Here is a 19,771-nt window from a genome sequence, read left to right as displayed (position 1 = left end):
CGTCATTGCGAGCCTGTCTGTCTGCAGACAGGGATGTAGGACGTGGCAATCTAATTTGTATGGTCACATATTAAAGATTTCCATGCTTTTTAAATAAAACACTTGTAATGACACAAAAAGCAAAAAATGTCAAAAATAATTCCTTTTAAAGCTGTACGTCCCACACGAGACAAAGTGAGTCTTGTGGCGGCACGTTCGTACCAAAGTTACACAAAGGAGCAATTGGAATCTAGGTTAAGGGACAATCCGTTTTCTTTTTTACAAATTGTAAATCCTGGTTATAGATTTGACAAAGACATTTCTGGAGAAGCACGATATAGTTTGGTTAAAAACAGATATTTAGAGTTTAAGGAAGATGGTATTTTTAAACAGGATGAAACCCCTTGTTACTACGTTTATAGAATTGTGGACAGGGAACAACAGGAATTTAACGGTATTGTTGCTGCCACAAGTGCTTTGGATTATGAAACAGATGTTATAAAAAAACATGAAGATACCATTGCTTATCGTGAAATTATTTTTAAAGACTACTTAAAAACCGTTGGATTTAATGCAGAACCTGTACTCCTAACCTATCCAGATAACGCTGTAATTGATTCCCTAATTAAGAAAATACAAAAAGAACGAGCTGAATTTGAATTCACTACCACATATAGGGATACACATTACTTATGGAAGGTTGATAACCCAAAAATTATTGAAGCCATACAAAAGGAATTTGAAAACATTCCCACCATTTACATTGCAGATGGCCATCATAGATCGGCTTCCTCATATTTGCTTTACAAAGATTTAATGGATGCCAACCCAGACCATCAAGGAGATGAGCCCTACAATTTTTTTATGAGTTATTTAATTCCAGAATCCGATTTGCAAATTCATGCATTTAACAGGTTGGTCAAAGATTTGAATGGTTTGAGCAAAGAAGAATTTTTAATTCAATTGGATACGTTTTACCGAATTGAAAACAGAGGGAGTATGCCTTATCAACCTTCAAAGAAACATCATTTCAGTATGTATCTGGATGGCGATTTTTATTCTCTTTATTTACGTAAAACCATATATCAAATTGAAACCTCTTTAGACGGTTTGGATTCACAAATTCTTTACAAAACCATTTTAAATCCCATTCTAGGTATTGAAGACTTAAGGAACGATCAGAGAATTACTTATATCAATGGAAAAAAAGATTTGGTAAACATTAAAAGCAGTGTGGATAGTGGCGAATCTAAAGTTGGCTTTGTCATGCTTCCTGTTTGTGTGGAAGAAATGAAACAAATTGCCGAAGACGGCCTTACCATGCCACCTAAAAGCACATATATTGAACCTAAGTTGCGAAGTGGAGTGACTATTTACGAATTTTAATTAAATCTATCTTTATTAAGTTGTACCTTGTTTCGCCTTTTTGCCAAACAAGGTGCAATTTGGCAACAAATTATAAATTATGTCCATACAACAAAACCTTCACCATATAAAATCAACATTACCGGAACAAGTCACCCTTGTGGCTGTTTCCAAAACCAAACCTGTAAGTGATATCATGCAAGCTTATGAAGCTGGACAACGTGTTTTTGGAGAAAACAAAATCCAAGAAATGGTTGAAAAACAGGAACAGATGCCCAAAGACATTCAATGGCACATGATTGGCCATGTACAACGCAATAAGGTTAAATACATGGCTTCATTTGTAAGTTTGATTCATGGTGTGGAAAACTTTAAAACGCTTAAAGAAATCAATAAACAAGCCAAAAAACACCAAAGGGTTATAGACTGTTTACTTCAAATAAAAATCGCATCAGAAGATTCCAAATTTGGAATGAGTGCCAAGGAAGCTTCAGAGATATTACAATCCAACGAGTTTTCAGAATTAAAAAACACAAACGTGATTGGAGTTATGGGAATGGCCACTTTTACAGAGGACAAAGAACAAATAAAAAAGGAGTTTACACAGTTAAAAACCACTTTTAACCATCTTAAGCGCTTTAAACCAGATCTAAAGGTAATCTCTATGGGAATGAGTGGCGATTATCCCTTAGCAATTGCATGTGGTAGCAACATGATTCGCGTAGGAAGTAGTATCTTTGGCGAACGAAATTATAATGAATAAAAAGTTTTACTAGCATAGCTAAAAACTTTACAAAAAAACAGCTTACATATTTACGCTATATTAGACATAGAAACCACAGGTGGAAAGTATAACGAAGAAGGCATTACCGAAATAGCTATATATAAATTTGATGGCCATCAAGTAGTGGACCAGTTTATTAGTTTGGTAAATCCTGAGAGAGAGATTCAACCCTTTGTTGTAAATCTTACAGGCATTAACAGCAAGATGCTTAAAAATGCCCCTAAATTTTATGAAATTGCCAAACGTATTATAGAAATTACAGAAGACTGCGTGATTGTAGCCCACAATGCCGAATTTGACTACAGGATTCTAAGAACGGAATTTAAGCGTTTGGGCTTTCCTTACAAACGTAAAACACTTTGCACTGTTTCTTTATCCAAAACACTTATTCCAGACCAAGCTTCTTACAGTTTAGGGAAGCTTGCCAGAGCCCTTGGGATTCCAGTTAGCGATAGACACAGAGCCAATGGAGATGCCATTGCAACGGTTAAGCTTTTTAAAATGCTTCTTGCAAAAGATGTTAAAAAAGCTATTGTAAAAGATGCCATTGTGGTTGAACCTACTTTTAAAATGGAGCCCAGTTTAAAACAAATTTTAAACGATCTTCCAAACATTACAGGAGTTTATTACATACATAATCAAGCTGGTGAAATTATTTATATAGGAAAAAGCAAAAACATTAAAAACAGGATCAGTCAACATTTTACCAATACCAATTCCAAGTCCAAGAAAATTCAATTGCAAACTGCTGCTGTAACCTATGAAGCTACTGGCAACGAACTTGTTGCCCTTTTAAAGGAAAGTCAAGAAATAAAAAGCAACAAACCCATCTTTAACAGAGCCTTAAGAAGAACCATTTTTACACATGCACTTTATAGTTTTGAAGACGATGATGGCTATTTAAATTTAAGCATTGACAAAGCAGATGGCAGAAAAAAAGCCATTACCACTTTTAGCACCAGAAATAGTGGAAAACAGTTTTTATTTAAAGCTGTGGAAGAATTTCATCTGTGTCAGAAACTGTCCGGATTGTATCCTACCAAAAGCAATTGCTTCAACTATACCATTAAGCAGTGCGAAGGAGCCTGTATTAAAGAAGAACCCTATGAAACCTACAACAAACGCGTACAACAACTTATAGATAAATACAGCTATGCAAATAAAAACATGGCCATTATTGATAAAGGCAGGGATATAAGTGAACGCAGTGTGGTTTTAATAAAAAATGGTGTTTTTGCTGGATATGGATATATAAATTTAAACTATCAAATTACAAACTCCAGTGTGTTGGAATCTGTAATTACACCCATGGAAAACAATAGGGACACCCAACATATTATTCAAAATTATCTTAGAAGGAATAAGAACCTTAAAACTATAATATTTTAATTATCTTCGTTTACTGCTTTTTTACTTAAAATGAACGACAAACATCACAAAAACTGGAAAGATAAACTTCATGAAATTATTTATGAAGCAGATACTCCTGCAGGAAAACTATTTGATGTCATTTTATTGGTAACAATTTTAGCAAGTATTATTCTGGTAATGCTAGAGAGTGTAAAAAGTATAGATGTTAAATATCATAATTTTTTAAACATTTCTGAATGGGTGATTACCATTCTTTTTACTATTGAATATGTTTTAAGAATTATAACTGTAAAAAAACCTTTAAAATACATTACCAGTTTTTACGGCATCATTGATTTACTTTCTACCATTCCTAAATACTTATCTCTAATTTTTGCAGGAACCCATGCTTTAGTAGCTTTAAGAGCTTTACGGTTATTAAGAATATTTAGAATTTTAAAATTAGCTAGATTTTTAGGAGCCTCAAACATGCTATCGTCTGCTTTAAAAGCCAGTCGTGTAAAAATATCTGTTTTTCTATTTGCAGTGATTATATTAGCTGTGATTCTTGGAACCATTATGTATTTGGTTGAAGGAGAAGATAGTGGTTTTGACAATATTCCTAAAAGTGTTTATTGGTGTATTGTAACTCTAACAACTGTAGGTTTTGGAGATATAACACCTCAAACACCTTTAGGACAATTTATAGCCTCATTAGTGATGATTTTAGGTTATGGTATTATTGCTGTACCAACAGGAATTGTGTCTGCAGAATATTCTTCACAATCTAAACAAAAAGAAGAACCTAAAAAAGACAAAGTAGTTCATGTAAACACCCAATGTTGCGTGAATTGCTTGAATGACAAGCATCAAGATGGTGCCGAGTTTTGTTATAAATGTGGATGCAAGTTACATCATGACTAAAACCCTTATTAGCATTGTAGGACCAACAGCCATTGGCAAAACAGCCTTAAGCATTAAACTGGCCAATGATTTTAATACCGAAATCATTTCAGCAGATTCCAGACAGTTTTTTAAAGAGATGCAAATTGGTACAGCTGCTCCCACTCCATCAGAATTAGCCCAGGCAAAACACCATTTTATTCATCATAAATCTGTAGAAGACGATTACAATGTAGGTGCTTTTGAAAAAGATGCCTTACACTTATTAAAGCAGCTTTTCAAAACCCATGATACCGTTATCATGGTAGGTGGCTCTGGTTTATATGTTGATGCCGTAACACAGGGTTTGGACCATTTCCCAAAAGTTCCTGCCTCTATTCGAGAGCAATTGAACAAACAGTTTAAAGAAGAAGGTTTGCAAGCCCTTCAAGAACAATTAAAAACGTTGGATCCTAATTCTTACAAGCATATTGCTATTGATAATCCCCAACGGGTTATTCGTGCTTTGGAAGTTAGCATTGGGTCCGGAAAACCTTATTCTTCATTTTTAAATAAGGCAAAAAACAAACGCGATTTTAAAACCATAAGTATTGGGTTAACAGCCGAGAGAGACATTATCTATTACAGAATCAACAATCGGGTGGATTTAATGATGGAACAAGGCTTATTGACTGAAGTTAAGAACCTTCAAGATAAAAAACATTTAAATGCACTAAACACTGTAGGCTATAAAGAGCTTTTTAAATATCTAAATGGTGAATGGACTTTGGATTTTGCTGTTTCCGAAATCAAGAAAAACTCCAGACGTTTTGCCAAAAGACAACTAACTTGGTTTAGAAAAAAAGAAGACATACTCTGGTTTCATTATAAAACCCCTTTGGAAACCATAATAGAAACCATAAAGTTGAAATAGTTTTTTAAGGTCATAAATCTTATCTACCTAAAAAGTGGCATGTCTCAATTTTAAATCACATTGGGTTGGCAGCAATTGTGCTGGTGAGGTATTGAAGATAGTGGTTATTAAGTTCAACGTATGAAAAACTTCTAAAATTAAAACTAAGTTCAAGGACACAAAAAGTTATTTAATATATCATCAAAAAAAAATCCAGCTATATTTTGATTAAACAAAACAACTAGCTGGATTTATTATTATAAAAACTTAAATTTATTTAAGCGCTTTGGTTTACAACCAATCTAAAGCCTTCACCATGAATGTTTAAAATTTCAACATTTTCGTCCAATTTCAAATACTTTCTAAGTTTAGCAATATATACGTCCATACTTCTGGAGGTAAAATAGTTGTCGTCTCTCCAAATTTTGGTTAAAGCTAATTCCCTTGGCATTAAATCGTTTTCATGTAATGCCAGCAAACGCAGCAATTCGTTTTCTTTAGGGGATAATTTTACTTGTTCACCTCCATCATATGTTAAGAAACGCAATTTGGAATTTAAATGGAACTTCCCAATTTTAAACTCAAATTGTTTGCTATCTGCAACTGTTTCTGTAGCTTTACGTTGCATGATTGCTTTAATTTTCATTAACAAAACCTCACTATCAAAAGGTTTGTTTAAATAATCGTCTGCACCTACCTTATAACCTTTAAGCACATCTTCTTTCATGGCCTTGGCAGTTAGGAACACAATGGGTACATCGGTGTTTTTTTCCCTAATTTCTTTAGCTAAAGTAAATCCATCTTTATAAGGCATCATCACGTCAAGAATGCATAAATCAAAATCGTCTTTCTTGAATTTCTCAAAGCCCTCCATACCATTCTTAGCATGGGTTACTTGATAATCGTTCATCGTTAAATAATCCTTAAGGATGGTTCCAAAATTTGGATCATCTTCTACTAATAATATTTTCTTTTGTTGTTCATTCATAGCTTTTACGATATTAATGGAAGTTTGATAATAAACGTACTTCCTTTGTCCTTTTCACTTTCAACTGATATATGACCTTGATGGTCTTCTACTATTCGTTTAACATAGGCTAAACCCAATCCATGACCTTTTACATCATGTCTATCTCCAGTGTGCTCTCTATAAAATTTTTCAAACACTCTTTTTTGTGCTGCTTTGCTCATGCCACTTCCTTGATCTTTGATCCTCAATAAAATATTGGTACCTACATTTTCGGTAGTCACATCAATTATTGGTGCCCTGGATTCTGGAGTGTATTTTATGGCATTGTCCAGAATGTTAACAATAACATTGGTAAAATGTGTTTCGTTTGCCAAAACGGATGAATTTTCTGCAGACAAATTCACTTTTATTTTTCCTTTCCTGTCCTCCACTATCAATTCAACATGTGTAATGGCATCTTCTATTATGTCGTGCAACAACACACGTTCCTTACTAATGTTTAATTCGTTTCTTTCAAGTTTAGATATTCTTAATACATTTTCAACTTGTGCATGCATGCGCTTGTTTTCTTCTTTTATCATTTTAAGATAACGCAATACTTTGTCCTGATCTGTAATGACAGTTGGGTTCCTAATGGCATCTAAAGCTAGGTTAATGGTTGCTATAGGTGTTTTAAACTCATGTGTCATGTTGTTGATGAAATCTGTTTTTATTTCGGATATTTTTCGTTGTTTCAGTAATTGCATCAGGGCACTTGTATAGGCAATGATGATGATGGAGGTAAAAATAATTGAGAGCAATGTCATTTTTATGATGGACGATTGCACAAACACGTTTCGTTTTGGAAAATTAACCAACAACCTGTAATTACTTCCATCGTTTTTATTCTGAAAAACAGGTACACTATAGGTGGATTCTGTTATCAATTCAAAATCTTCCGATTGAATTTTGGTGGCCAAATCGTTACTGTAAATAGCAAATTGAAAATCTATATCAATGTTGTCCTCGTTTAACTTGCTCTTTAAAAGGCTTTCTATTTCCTCTTTGGTAACACGTTTATGGATTGGCACTCTATAAGATAAATCTTCGTAAGCTGTATCGTAAAAAATTTCAGCCCCTTTGGACAGTTTTCCAAACTCGAACATCATGGCATCTAAATTCAGATTAGAATTAGACTCCAAAGCACTACTTTTAAGCACTTTGGTTTCCCTGTCGCTCAATACCTTTTTTATATTAATACTGTCTAAACCTATGTCAAAGATCGATGAAGATAATTTGTAATTCTCTTCTAAAATACTGTTTCTATATATTAGTTTTTCATTGGAACCACTTCCCTCTTCTTTCAAATACAATTCCCTAAAAGCCGTTGTATCTGGCTTTACGCCTTGGTCCAATAAATCTTGAAATTTCAATACATATTCCTTAAACTCCCTGTCTTCAATGTTTTTTGATGTGAAGCTTAAGGCTTTTTTAACATTGAATGTAAATTGCTCTTCTTCGTTTTTAAGAGAGTTATTGATATAATATGCTTGAACGAAAATGATTCCTACCAAAGACAAGCTCATTAATAGAATCAGTATGATGAATAACTTTTTGTTCATCGTTCAAAATTAACATTTTAACATTTAGTTTACTTATCATTTAACCTTACATTAACAAAAATGTTAAAATTTAGGTTTTATGCTATCAAGTTAACGATTTTGTTATGAGTAAGTTGTACTTGTTGCTTGGTTTCTTCCAGGTCTTTGTTGGTTATTACAAAATGGGATTTTGAAATTTTGGATTCGTCGCTCCATTGATTGTTTATAATGGCTTGGATTTTTTCAAGAGTGGTATTGTCCCGTTTTAAAAGTCGTTTTTTTCTTAGCTCCAAGGGAGCTGTTACGGTTATTATTAAATCACAATCCTTATAGGCACCATTTTCAAATAAAATAGCCGATTCTTTTAAAACATAGGGAGCTATCTGTTTTTTTAACCAATTTTTAAAATGAGATGCTACCTTTGGGTGTACCACAGCATTCATTTTTTTTAGGTTTTCAGCATTATTAAAAATTTTATCTGCCAAAAAAGGCCTGTTCAATGTATTGTCTTTATAGGCTTCGTCTCCAAAAAGCGCTTTGAGTTTCCGTTTAATTATCTTGGATCTGTTCATCAGTTTTTTAGCTTCATCATCTGCTATGTAAACAGGTATCCCTAAAGCTTGAAACTGTTTGGCCACAGTGGTTTTACCACTTCCAATTCCTCCTGTTAAACCTACTATTTTCATTCTATAATAATAAATTCAATATGTTCTTGAGATAATTTCACATGCTTTACCTTTTTTGGTTTTTTTATTATTTTAGGAACCAAATACTCTGAGCTTGACTTAATGTCATTGTAATCGCAAACTATTTCAAAATCGGTTTCTTTAATGTTGTTGTAGTTGGATAAACTTGTGTAATAAGTTACGTAAACTTTTTTAGGAAAATACTTTATGGTGATGTTTTCTGGAATATTAATTACTGACACTGGAACTTTTACGTGACCTTCGGTAAATTTATCTACCTGAGCTTTAATATTTGTGTTTTTTGCTGAAAATTTCAGGTTTCCATTCTTGTTCTTAGGCATCTTTAATGGCACAGAAGTATGTATGTCTGTTTTAATGTCTTTTAAGCGCAAGGAATCTGTTTCCACGAAAGCTATTTTGGATACCAATATTTCTGGACCAATGATTTTGATGGAATCTGGATTTATCTGTATGGAATCCAACAAATCATAGCCTTGTGCAAACTGTATTTTGGTTTTTAATTTTACTGGAACTTTTTTTACGGCATTAACATCGTACCTAAATTTTATGGTATCTGGAGTAATGCTTACAATCTCTTCATCTTTTGGAAATTGGGTATTTAACTCCGAATAGCCTTGGTTCTTGTTCCAAACATAAAACGTATCTGTGTTTGAAATGTTTTTACTGAAATCTATGGTTATTTCAGGTTCTTTAAAATAATATTTCAACAGATTGAAACCATGAGTACGTAAGGTAATATTCAACTTATGAGAGTCATTGTTCAATACCAAATGTCCTTCTGGTACTTGTATCTTACTAATTTTAAAGGTAATGGTGTTTGTGTATGTATTGGATAGTTTTAAAAACAAAAGCACCACAAAAGACAACAAAACAAACAAAAGAAACACATTTATTTTTTTGTTCCTGAAAGATGCCAATATTTTAGATTTTATCCGTTTGATCATGATTTTTTAAAAAATAACTCCGGAAATTGTTTTTCTGGTTCCTTTTTCAGGATGTTTATTAAAATATTGGCTTTTAAAAACCCTAAACCATACCCATAAAATTGAATCGCTATGGCCACCATTGCCAATACTGCAATATACAGTTGTCTGGTTTTAATTAACGCTAATATAAAAGCCATTATAAAGTAAATGATATAGAAAATCATAAAAATTTTAATAGCCAGAAAATACCACAAAAGGACGCTAAACACAAATCCCATTAAAAAAAGGGAAGGAAACCAATAGGTTATTTTTTTTGTTTTAGGATGCCAATGGTTCAAGATAGGTCTTACCAAACCAAACTTATGGACTTGTTTGTAAAATTTAGACCAGGAAATTCTACGTTTATGATAAACAAAAGCTTTTGGAATTAATTTTGTTTTATACCCTAAATTCCATAGTCTAATGGACAAATCTGGGTCTTCGCCTGGATGAATTTCACCAAATCCTTTTGATGTGACAAAAGCTTCTTTTGAAAGTCCCATATTAAAACTCCTAGGCTGAAAGGTATTGACACTGGTTTTGTTTCCCCTAATGCCTCCTGTGGTCAAAAAAGACGTCATTGAAAAATTTATCGCTTTTTGAATGTTGGAAAAAGAATTATGCGAAGCATCTGGCCCTCCAAAACAATGCACAAAATCTTGTTCCAAACTAGTTTGAACTTCATTCAAATATTGAGGAGGTAAAATACAATCGCTATCCAGGATAATGAAATAATTGCCTTTGGCTCGGCTCATTCCATAATTTCTGGAATCTCCTGGACCTGTGTTTTCCTTAAAAAAATAAGCCATGTCCAGTTTGTCTTTAAATACACTTACAACACTTTCAGAAGTTATGTCAGATCCATCTTCCACTATCACGATTTCAAAATTTAAAGCTGTTTCAAGTTTTGTAAAACTTGTTAATAGCTCTTCTATTTCGTCTGGACGATTAAATACAGGTATGATAAATGAAAACTGTAATTGCATATAACAAATGTAGCTAAACCAAAAAATAAAAGCCACTCGTTTGAGTGGCTTTTTAAAATTATATTAAAAAATTACAAACTTACTTCTTAACCACTTTTATGGTTTTGGTTGTGTTTTCAATCATCACTTTTACAAAGTAAGTTCCTGATTGAAGTCCAGACATATCCACATCGCTATTCACCGAGTTAGGAGCCGTACGCAGTACTTCTTGACCTAACATGTTATAAACAGCTACATTTTGAATGTCTTTTACACCTCTTAAAGATAGTGTATTGTTAACTGGATTTGGGAAATAGGTAAATTGAGATATTTCAAGATTTGCAACAGATAACGAGTTGTCAACTGTAATCTTATAATCTTCAGCTTCTCCTCTTCCAGAAGAGCCAAATGAACAAGCATCATCATCCCCTGGATTGCTATCATAATAATCTATTAAAACACGCATTCTATAATCTCCATTTGCAGTACCATTAGGAACAGTAATTGTACCTGTAAACGGTCCACTACCATAACCGGTAGTAGAGTAAACCACTTCAGACAGATCAAACACAAAATCGTTATTCCAATCAATCCAAATAGCAGCACCTACAGTACCTCCCACAATTCCAACACTAAAGTCAAAATTCTGATCAGATGCAAGTTCTACATAATGCGTACTAAAATAATTCCCATAGTTGTCGGTAGCAAAACCTGAAGATGAGTTATCTATATTCGTACCTGCAGCACCCGAGGTAGTAAATACATCAATATAGCTTAAAGCACTTGTTCCCGAAGGCACACAAGGACCTGTGAAAAATTCAATAGGACCAATCCAAGCACCATAATCGGAGCCACCACAATAAGATCTTACATATATTTCGTAAAATGTATCAGCCATTAATGTGGCATCTTGAGCAGATGGCGTCCCGCTTACTGCCGTACCAGAACCTGTAGGCGTATCTAAATCTGCTGTTTGAACGACATATTCCCAATCGGTTGTTGAACCATCTTCTTGTGTCCAAGAAAAATCAACTGATGTCCCTGTTAACCCATCTATAGTAATATCTGAAACGTCTGAACAAGCAGGAATCTCTCTTACCACAAACGTACTTACATGAAAGTACACATCTTCAGAATCATCTACAGTACCTTCAGAGCCCCAAAATGCAAACTGAACTTGTCCTGTTTGTGCTGTTAAATCGTAGGTTATTTCTTCCCCGACATCGGTTGGTACATTTCCTTGAGTCCAAGATTGCATAGTCGTCCATGTTGCTCCTCCATCGGTTGTCATTAATAATGCTACTTCATCATCCGACCCTAAATCGGCTCCTGAACCACTAGTCCCACCTTCTGTTAAAGCTACATAAACCTTTAATTCACTAGGCGCTGCAGAAGATAAATCGATAATTGGAGAAATAAGCCAGTCACTTTTATAATCCGACCAAATGTTTATTGCATTACTTGGTGTACCATTATGGTTAGATGCATACCATAAACCAGAACCTAATTCAGTAGGTCCAGTCGTTGGGTCTCCATTATCCGCTTCTTTCCAGCAATCTGGCGCATTAGTAGACATATCTGCTGTATAATCTGGTGTATAAGCAACACATTCAGTGGTAAACACAAAAGCACCAGCCCATGCACTGGTATCGCCGCCACCACAATCGGCTTGGTAATGCACATAATAGGTTGTATTAGGTGTTAGGTTAATAGCATTGTAATCTGGTGTTCCATCTGTTACAGCATCTGTACCATCTGCTTCCCCATTACCAGGTGTAAAATCGGCACCTGCTTTCCATTCTAGATTCCATGCGGTTTCTCCACTTGCACCAGCCGTCCATTCTAAATCGGCCGTAGTGGCTGTTACAGTAGTAGCTGTAATTGCAGATGGTGGAAGACATGTTGGACCTTCATCAACTAAAACATCATCAAGATTTAACCCTCTAGCCCAATTAGATGTACCCTCAAATGCAATGTAATAATCGTTTGAAGGATTTGGTAAAATTAATTTTACTTCTGTCCAAGCAGTCTGCTCAGCAGTATAATCTATACCTATTTGAGTCCATGTTCCACCAGCACTAGATTTATAATACACTCTTAATTCATCTATATCTCCAAACCAATTAACATTTGCGTAATAGAATGTTAGTTGTGGATTAGATAAAGTGGTTAGATCTAAAGCAGATGTCACTAGCTTCGTTGCACTTCCACTAGTACCATTTCTAAATTCTGCCATGTAAGCCCCTGTTCTTGGAGTAATGGAAGCATTTCCATTTTGTGCAACATACGTCCAGTCAAAAGTACCTGATACGTATTCTAGAGACCATCCAGTTGGAATAGCTCCAGATTCAAAACCTTCAGTTAAAACTTGCGCATGCCCTTGCCAACAAAAGGCTAGCATGGCAACTAATAAAAACGTAATTTTTTTCATATTAATTAATTAATTTATTGATTAGATTCTAAAAATATTGATAATATTTAGTTAACGAAGTGTTAATTCAGATAAATCGATAAAGTGTAATATTTTTAAGTTGAAATACTTGAATCTATAAAAAATCTCATGTTTTATTAAAGCCACAACTAATTTGTAAGAAAAAACGCTGGCTCTCATACACTATCCATGGAGTATCTATGGAGTATCTATGGAGTATCTATGGAGACAAAAATAACTAAAGAAATAGCCCAGAATCTGAATTGTGGATTAGATTCTTATTTCAACCCTAAAACCGATGAAATTTTAAGTATTCCGAATTTCTCACTGATAGCGGACGAAGAAGAGTTTCAAAAAGCTTTTAAAGCTGATTTACAAAAATATCTAAAAACAAATCTGATTATATAAAAGTTGAGTTTCTAGAGGGTTTTGAGTCGTTTAAAATCATGGAAAGGTTTGTTAACCAAATACTCGAAAATCAATTGAAGTTGGATTGAGAAAAGGCTTTACACAATAAAAAAACCCTTTCAAAACTTCAAGTATTCTATCGAAACCTCTGATTTTAGGAACCTATGGTTTGAATTCAAACAAAATGAACTTGAAAAAATTGTTAAGGACAAATTAAACCTATAAAAACCTACCCACATCTATGTAAATAAAAAATGCTTATTTTAATGCCTAACCCAAAGGAATGCAGGTGTTTACTTTGTTCCTGTGCATTACCAACTTATCAACCCAAAGCCATAATAAACAGCTAAGTTGTTCTTTTAAAAAACACCGATGGGATATTAAGAAAACTATAACAATATCCTATGGTATAAATCCTATTTTTGTAGCTATGAAAGCCAGATTGGAAACAAAAAACCTAAAACTTATACTGTCCGTTTTTGGATTGGCTTGCCTCTTATTGCTGTCTCCTTGCAAAATAAGGAATGTTATCCAGGCACAAGTAGGCTTGCCACAAACCACGGTTTTAAATAAGAGTCAAACCACTGTTTCCACAACAAGTTGTGTGGCTTTTGATGTTGCCGAAATTAAGCATGCGTCTTCAACACCCGTTACAAAAACAGTTGACATTTTTTTTAATGAGAAGTTATACGCTTTTCATTCCCCAATTCAGTCAAAAGCTACAAATGCTATTCGAATCAGTACATCTAAACCGATTCCTTCCACACCTCTTTACATTCTATATCAGAGCATCCTGGTCTATTCTTAATTGATTATTTCTTATAAAACGAAACAGTTATTCAACTGTATTTAAGAATCAATTACTTATAACAATGAAACTACAAGAAAAAACCCTTGAAGTGAGCTACAGGTCTGTAGTGATACTTCGCATGATGCTAAGTTTAATTTTTATTGTGGCAAGTACAAGTCACTTTTTTAAACTGGAGCAAACAGTCAAACGAATAGAAGCCGCTAATTTTGGTTTTATTGCCCATGTATTAGGAACAGCTGAAATTGCAGTGATACTTTCAGTCATGGCTATGCTACTTGCTGGGATAGCCTTATTAGTAGGCTTTAAAACAAGAATTTCGGCAATCATTTTAATGGCCGTTTTAATACCTATCACATTGACTATACAAGTTGGTCAAACGGCCACTTTAGGACCTTTGTTTAAGAATATCGCCATTCTGGGAGGTCTTATTTTTTTCACTCTAAATTCAAACATAAAATTAAAAAAACAATGAAAAATATATCAATCATCACAATGTTATTGGTCCTATTGGGAATAGGAACTACCCAAGCACAAACCATTCACCATGAAAAGAATAATTATTTGGTGCTTTCAAAGAACGTACAACAGCTTAAACCCGTCATGCAGACAGCAGCCGAACTTGCAAAGCAAGATGGCAATGATTACGGTGAGTTCTATGTGATTTTTTGTGGCAAAACCGTTCAAGGGATTATAAAAGACAATGACTTTCTTTCGCTCGCTAAACAAGCAAAAGAACAGAACCTGAAAGTCTTTGTATGTGGACTGTCGTTAAAAAAGTTTGAAATAGACCCCAAAGACATCCCTAAAACCATGGAAGTAACTGAAAATGGTATTCTGGATGGGTTTCAACTTACCAAAAAAGGGTTTATCACTATAACTATTTAAACAGCAAAAAATGAAAGACATACATATAAAGAACGATTCGGGCCTGTTGGCCTTAGCACTAAGACTTGTAGTAGGTTGGACTTACTTTTCGGCCTTTTGGAGACGTGTAGCCTTGGAAAATAAACTTGACCCGGAAGGAGCTGGGTATATTGGAGAAAAATTCAATGCATTTTTACCCAATGCCTTAGGTATAAAACCCATGATTCAATATTTAGTAGAGAACCCCGATATGCTTTGGATCAATATGGTAATTTTTACAATAGTTGAAGGTCTTGTAGGCTTATTAATTATGTTCGGTTTGTTTACCCGAATGATGAGCATTGGCGTGTTTGGATTGGCAATGGGCATCCTTTTAGGCTCGGGCTGGATTGGCACAACGTGTCTTGACGAATGGCAAATAGGGATTTTAGGAATAGCTACAGGTTTTGTTCTATTCTTAACAGGAAGTGGAAAATATTCGTTGGACAATTACTTGATTAAAACTAATGTTTCAATAACCAAAAAGAAATGGTTTGCTTGGCTTGGTTCTGGCGTCATTCCCATTAAGGACAGTATTTTTCCTAGTGTAGTATTAATAGGGTCCATATTCATTCTTGGGATGACCTTAATGACCAATCAGGTATTTCACGGTGGTGTTTGGGGCACACTTCACAATAAGTCCGTAAAACCGAAACTGGAAATTACGGAAGGAAAAATTGAAAATTCAACACTTTCGTTTGATGTGTATAGAACCGAAGGCGTTGATGTTTATGGGTCTTGGGTTATAGCAATTGAGTTAGTTGATAAAAACAATAAATCCGTTTTGAAATATGCACAAGAAGACTTAGCGCAACTAAATAAGAAGAGTATTGATAATTATTATGTTGCTAAAATAAAACCAGGAACACATAGTTTGGTAGTTCCTTTGGGCGCCAAGGCTAAGCTGCATTTGGAAAGTGACAACCTGACCCACTTAAACAAAGGAAGCTATACCTTGAGGCTCACCGACATAAGTGGCGCATTTTGGGAGCATGACATTGTAAAACCTTAGTAGACAAACAACCTTAAATTAAAAAAGACTTTCTGAAACGCGATGGGTACATTTTATCTAGCATTGCACGTTTTCAGGGAGTCTTTTTAATATGATGCATGCTATTCACCTAAAAACAGACAGCTACATCTGGTGTTAGATACCTTATAAGGCTTGATCCATAATGTCCTGTACCACTTCGGGATTCAATAAGGTACTAATATCCCCTAGATTAGAGGTGTCTTTTTCTGCTATCTTACGCAAGATACGTCTCATGATCTTTCCACTTCTTGTTTTGGGAAGACCTTGTGTAAACTGAATTTTATCTAATTTAGCTATGGGTCCAATATGTTCTGTAATGATCTGGTTGATCTCCTTGCGCAAGTTATCTGGATCCCTACTTTCACCGGTATCCTTTAATATTACATAACCATAAAGTGCATTTCCTTTTACATCGTGAGGGAATCCTACAATGGCACTTTCAGAAACTGCAGGATGCTCATTGATGGCATCTTCAATTGGTGCTGTTCCCAGGTTATGACCCGACACAATAATGACATCGTCCACACGACCTGTAATTCGGTAATAGCCTACTTCGTCCCTTAGGGCACCATCTCCCGTAAAATACATACCTTCGAAAGCCGAAAAATAGGTATCCTTATAACGCTGATGGTTTCCCCAAATGGTACGTGCCATACTAGGCCAAGGGAATTTTATGCACAAACGACCTTCCACCTGATTGCCTTTAAGCTCCTGGCCTGTTTCATCCATCAAGGCAGGTTGGATGCCTATAAAAGGTAAGGTGGCATAGGTAGGCTTGGTAGGGGTTACGTAAGGAATGGGCGTAATCATGATGCCACCTGTTTCGGTTTGCCACCAGGTATCCACCAAAGGGCTTTTCTTTTTCCCCACATTATCGTTATACCAATGCCAAGCCTCTTCGTTTATAGGTTCCCCTACAGAACCCAAGACTTTTAAAGAGCTTAAATTGTATTTGTCTACCAACTCCGACCCTTGTTTGGCCAAAGCCCTAATGGCGGTAGGAGCCGTATAGAACTGGTTCACTTTGTGTTTATCCACGATGTCCCAAAAGCGTCCAAAATCCGGATAATGAGGAACCCCTTCAAACATTAGCGAAGTGGCACCATTGGTTAAAGGGCCATAAACAATGTAGCTATGTCCGGTGATCCAGCCAATATCTGCTGTACACCAATACACATCGTTCTCGCGATACTGAAAGACATTTTTAAAGGTATAGGCCGTAAAAACCATATAACCTGCCGTGGTATGCACCATGCCTTTGGGTTGCCCTGTGGATCCAGAGGTATATAAAATAAACAAAGGGTCTTCGGCTTTCATCACTTCGGCCTTACATTGGTCTGAAGCAGCATCCAAAAGAGGTTGCAACCATTCATCACGACCTGTTTTCATGGTAATATTGCTATGGATGCGTTTTACTACCAAAACGTTTTGCACACCTGGGCATTGTTCCAAGGCATCGTCTACAATGCCTTTTAAATCTATTGTTTTGGCTCCACGATAGGAACCGTCGGCTGTGATGACCATCTTACAATCGCTGTCGTTAATTCGGGTTGCCAAAGCAGTAGAAGAAAAGCCGGCAAATACCACAGAATGTATGGCTCCAATTCTGGCACAGGCCAAAACAGCAATGGCCAGTTCTGGGATCATGGGTACGTAAATACAAACCCTGTCGCCTTTTTGGATGCCTTTTGACTTTAACACGTTTGCCATTTTATTCACCCGATGATACAGTTGTCTGTAACTAATGTGCTCTGCCCCCTCTTCGGGATTGTTAGGCTCAAAAAGAATGGCTGTTTTGTCGCCTCTGGTTGCCAGGTGCCTATCTATACAATTTTCTGTAATGTTCAATTCGGCTCCTTCAAACCAGCTTACTTCGGGCTTGTTAAAATCCCAACGCAATACGTGATTCCATTTTTTACGCCATAGAAAATGTTCTTCGGCGACTTCTTCCCAAAAGTTCTCTGGTTCCCGAACCGATTTTCTATATACTTGATAATATTCCTCTAAATGTTTGATGTGGTAATTACTCATTGTTTTTTGGTTTACTGTCGCGATTTGAAGTGTTTGGGGTTTAAAAACCGTTATTGTTTGTTTTCGTTTTCAAGTCTTCTAAAATACAATTTTATTTCTTTAGTGACCCTTGGTGCCAAGATTAAAGTTGCTGTCATGGTTGGGATGGCCATTAAGGCAAAAAAGCCATCAATTAAGTTAATCATCATTGCCAAAGAGGTTGTTGCTCCCATGATGATACTGGCAATATATAGGTAATTATAGTAATGTTTATGGTCTGCCCCAAAGAGAAAGGACATGCACTTGGTTCCATAATAGGAGTATGAGAATAAAGAAGAAACGCTAAATACAGTGATACAGAGCAGTAACAAATATGTTCCTATTCCAGGCATGGCCTCAGCAAAAGCCGACGCTGTTAAACTCACTCCATTGGCATTTGTAGATTGCCAGACGCCTGTTACCAAAATAGCCAAAGCCGTTAAGGTACAAACCACCAAGGTATCTATGGCTGGGCCCAACATGGCCACCAAGCCTTCGCGAACGGGTTCGTTGGTTTTGGTTGCCCCATGCGCCATTGGTGCTGTACCGATTCCTGCTTCGTTTGAAAACGCACCACGTCTGATACCCAAAAGGATTAGACCACCAACAACACCACCCAGAAAAGAATCGCCTTTAAAGTTTGTGGCTGTAAAGGCATCTGTAAATATCATTAGGAAGTATTTTGGCACCACATCAATATTCACCATTAGAATAAAGAGGACCAACACAAAATAAAGCAGTACCATGCTGGGCACCATTTTGGAGGCCACTTTACTGATTCGGTTTAAGCCTCCAAGTATCACCATGGAGGTTACAATAACCAAAACTACGCCTATGATGAGATTGGAATTAAACCCGACTGCAACGCCATTGGGCTCCAATAAAATATCGTTAATGGCTTGTGTTAATTGATTCACATTAAAAACCGGCAATGCGCCAACCAAGCCACACAAACTAAAAAACACAGCCAATGGTTTCCATTTCTTCCCCAGTCCTTCGACAATAAAATACATGGGACCACCTTGAATGTTGCCATGACTGTCTTTTCCACGATACATAATCGCTAAAGAAGCGGTAAAAAATTTGGTACTCATGCCAACAATGGCACTGATCCACATCCAGAACACGGCTCCAGGACCACCAATGGAAATGGCCACAGCCACACCTGCTATATTCCCCATCCCAATGGTGGAAGACAAGGCTGTTGTTAAGGCTTGAAAATGTGTTATTTCACCAGCATCGTTAGGGTTGTTGTATTTGCCCCGTAATACCTGAAAAGCATGACCAAGATACCTAAAGGGTAAAAACCTGGAGAAAATAAGCAAGTACAAGCCTCCACCAATTAGCAGGAGCAATAAAGGCAAACCCCAAGCGTAAGATGCGAAGTCTGAAATAATTTGATTGAGTTGTTCCATTTCCTATTTTAAGCTCTATAAATGTATTAAAAGGAAATGACACTTAAAATCATTTTCAAATTATAATACATCATGACGCTTAGCAAATTGATTGGTTTCACCACGTTAAGTTTGGTAACCATTGGCTAGATATGTGGTTTAGTCGATTTTGACCCAAGGTTACCCCGAGGTAGACCCGAAGTAAACCCGAAGTAGACCCGAAGGAGCTACGGCTGAACCCCTAAGCAGGTCTTTATTTATAAGGGTTTAGAGCGGTTGCAA

The 19,771-nt window shown here is 35.8% G+C and carries 17 protein-coding genes; 9 read left to right on the top strand and 8 right to left on the bottom strand.

Annotation, left to right across the window (positions count from 1 at the left end; genetic code table 11):
* The first annotated feature begins 126 nt into the window (after nt 1–126).
* The 5 genes from D778_RS11715 to miaA all read left to right on the top strand — a co-directional run bounded on the left by D778_RS11715 (nt 127) and on the right by miaA (nt 5,294).
* Nucleotides 127–1,365, top strand: coding sequence for a DUF1015 domain-containing protein (locus tag D778_RS11715; protein ID WP_007650931.1), 1,239 nt, complete (start codon nt 127–129; stop codon nt 1,363–1,365).
* Nucleotides 1,366–1,444: 79 nt separating this feature from the next.
* Entirely contained in the window at nt 1,445–2,107 is a 663-nt protein-coding gene (locus D778_RS11710; RefSeq protein WP_007650929.1) for a YggS family pyridoxal phosphate-dependent enzyme, read from the top strand.
* A gap of 48 nt (nt 2,108–2,155) precedes the next feature.
* On the top strand, nt 2,156–3,517 hold the full coding sequence (locus D778_RS11705; RefSeq protein ID WP_040492352.1) for an exonuclease domain-containing protein: 1,362 nt from the start codon (nt 2,156–2,158) through the stop codon (nt 3,515–3,517).
* Between the two features lie 30 nt (nt 3,518–3,547).
* Nucleotides 3,548–4,402 (top strand): ion transporter, encoded by an 855-nt coding sequence (locus tag D778_RS11700; protein WP_007650925.1) that lies wholly within the window; start codon nt 3,548–3,550, stop codon nt 4,400–4,402.
* A complete protein-coding gene (miaA, locus tag D778_RS11695) occupies nt 4,395–5,294 on the top strand; it encodes a tRNA (adenosine(37)-N6)-dimethylallyltransferase MiaA (RefSeq protein ID WP_040492350.1) in 900 nt (299 codons plus the stop codon). The genes D778_RS11700 and miaA overlap by 8 nt, the downstream gene beginning before the upstream one ends.
* 256 nt (nt 5,295–5,550) lie before the next feature.
* Here miaA and D778_RS11690 read toward each other — a convergent pair whose 3' ends face one another.
* The 6 genes from D778_RS11690 to D778_RS11665 form a co-directional block, all read right to left on the bottom strand.
* The gene (locus D778_RS11690) at nt 5,551–6,261 is read right to left on the bottom strand and encodes a response regulator transcription factor (RefSeq protein WP_007650921.1); all 711 of its coding nucleotides are present in this window, start codon (nt 6,259–6,261) and stop codon (nt 5,551–5,553) included.
* 5 nt (nt 6,262–6,266) lie between these two features.
* Nucleotides 6,267–7,844 (bottom strand): sensor histidine kinase, encoded by a 1,578-nt coding sequence (locus tag D778_RS11685; RefSeq protein ID WP_040492348.1) that lies wholly within the window; start codon nt 7,842–7,844, stop codon nt 6,267–6,269.
* A gap of 77 nt (nt 7,845–7,921) precedes the next feature.
* A complete protein-coding gene (gene coaE, locus D778_RS11680) occupies nt 7,922–8,509 on the bottom strand; it encodes a dephospho-CoA kinase (protein ID WP_007650917.1) in 588 nt (195 codons plus the stop codon).
* Nucleotides 8,506–9,474: a CdaR family protein gene (locus D778_RS11675; protein ID WP_081602640.1), complete on the bottom strand. Its 969-nt coding sequence runs from the start codon at nt 9,472–9,474 to the stop codon at nt 8,506–8,508. Before D778_RS11675 ends, coaE begins: the two co-directional genes overlap by 4 nt.
* Nucleotides 9,471–10,481, bottom strand: a complete 1,011-nt coding sequence (locus tag D778_RS11670) for a glycosyltransferase family 2 protein (RefSeq protein WP_007650910.1) — start codon at nt 10,479–10,481, stop codon at nt 9,471–9,473. Before D778_RS11670 ends, D778_RS11675 begins: the two co-directional genes overlap by 4 nt.
* 79 nt (nt 10,482–10,560) lie before the next feature.
* On the bottom strand, nt 10,561–12,891 hold the full coding sequence (locus tag D778_RS11665) for a GEVED domain-containing protein (protein WP_007650908.1): 2,331 nt from the start codon (nt 12,889–12,891) through the stop codon (nt 10,561–10,563).
* Between the two features lie 838 nt (nt 12,892–13,729).
* Here D778_RS11665 and D778_RS11655 point away from each other — a divergent pair.
* The 4 genes from D778_RS11655 (at nt 13,730) to D778_RS11640 (ending at nt 16,025) form a co-directional block, all read left to right on the top strand.
* Complete coding sequence (locus D778_RS11655) at nt 13,730–14,107, top strand: hypothetical protein (RefSeq protein WP_040492344.1); 378 nt, start codon at nt 13,730–13,732, stop codon at nt 14,105–14,107.
* A gap of 64 nt (nt 14,108–14,171) precedes the next feature.
* The gene (locus D778_RS11650) at nt 14,172–14,582 is read left to right on the top strand and encodes a DoxX family protein (RefSeq protein ID WP_007650905.1); all 411 of its coding nucleotides are present in this window, start codon (nt 14,172–14,174) and stop codon (nt 14,580–14,582) included.
* A complete protein-coding gene (locus D778_RS11645; protein ID WP_040492342.1) occupies nt 14,579–14,995 on the top strand; it encodes a DsrE family protein in 417 nt (138 codons plus the stop codon). Before D778_RS11650 ends, D778_RS11645 begins: the two co-directional genes overlap by 4 nt.
* Nucleotides 14,996–15,005: 10 nt before the next feature.
* Nucleotides 15,006–16,025, top strand: coding sequence for a TQO small subunit DoxD (locus D778_RS11640; protein WP_007650900.1), 1,020 nt, complete (start codon nt 15,006–15,008; stop codon nt 16,023–16,025).
* Nucleotides 16,026–16,169: 144 nt separating this feature from the next.
* On the opposite strand, the gene acs is transcribed toward D778_RS11640, so the two are convergent.
* Nucleotides 16,170–18,101 carry an acetate--CoA ligase gene (gene acs / locus D778_RS11635; protein ID WP_394330212.1) on the bottom strand — a complete coding sequence of 644 codons (1,932 nt, stop codon included), beginning with the start codon at nt 18,099–18,101 and terminating at the stop codon, nt 16,170–16,172.
* A gap of 26 nt (nt 18,102–18,127) precedes the next feature.
* Nucleotides 18,128–19,510, bottom strand: coding sequence for an alanine/glycine:cation symporter family protein (locus tag D778_RS11630; RefSeq protein WP_007650897.1), 1,383 nt, complete (start codon nt 19,508–19,510; stop codon nt 18,128–18,130).
* Nucleotides 19,511–19,771 lie beyond the last annotated feature (261 nt).

The organism is Xanthomarina gelatinilytica, assembly GCF_000348685.1.
GTDB classification, from domain to species: domain Bacteria; phylum Bacteroidota; class Bacteroidia; order Flavobacteriales; family Flavobacteriaceae; genus Xanthomarina; species Xanthomarina gelatinilytica.
Note: the sequence above shows the minus strand (reverse complement) of the source record. Positions and strands in the feature narration are given on the sequence as shown.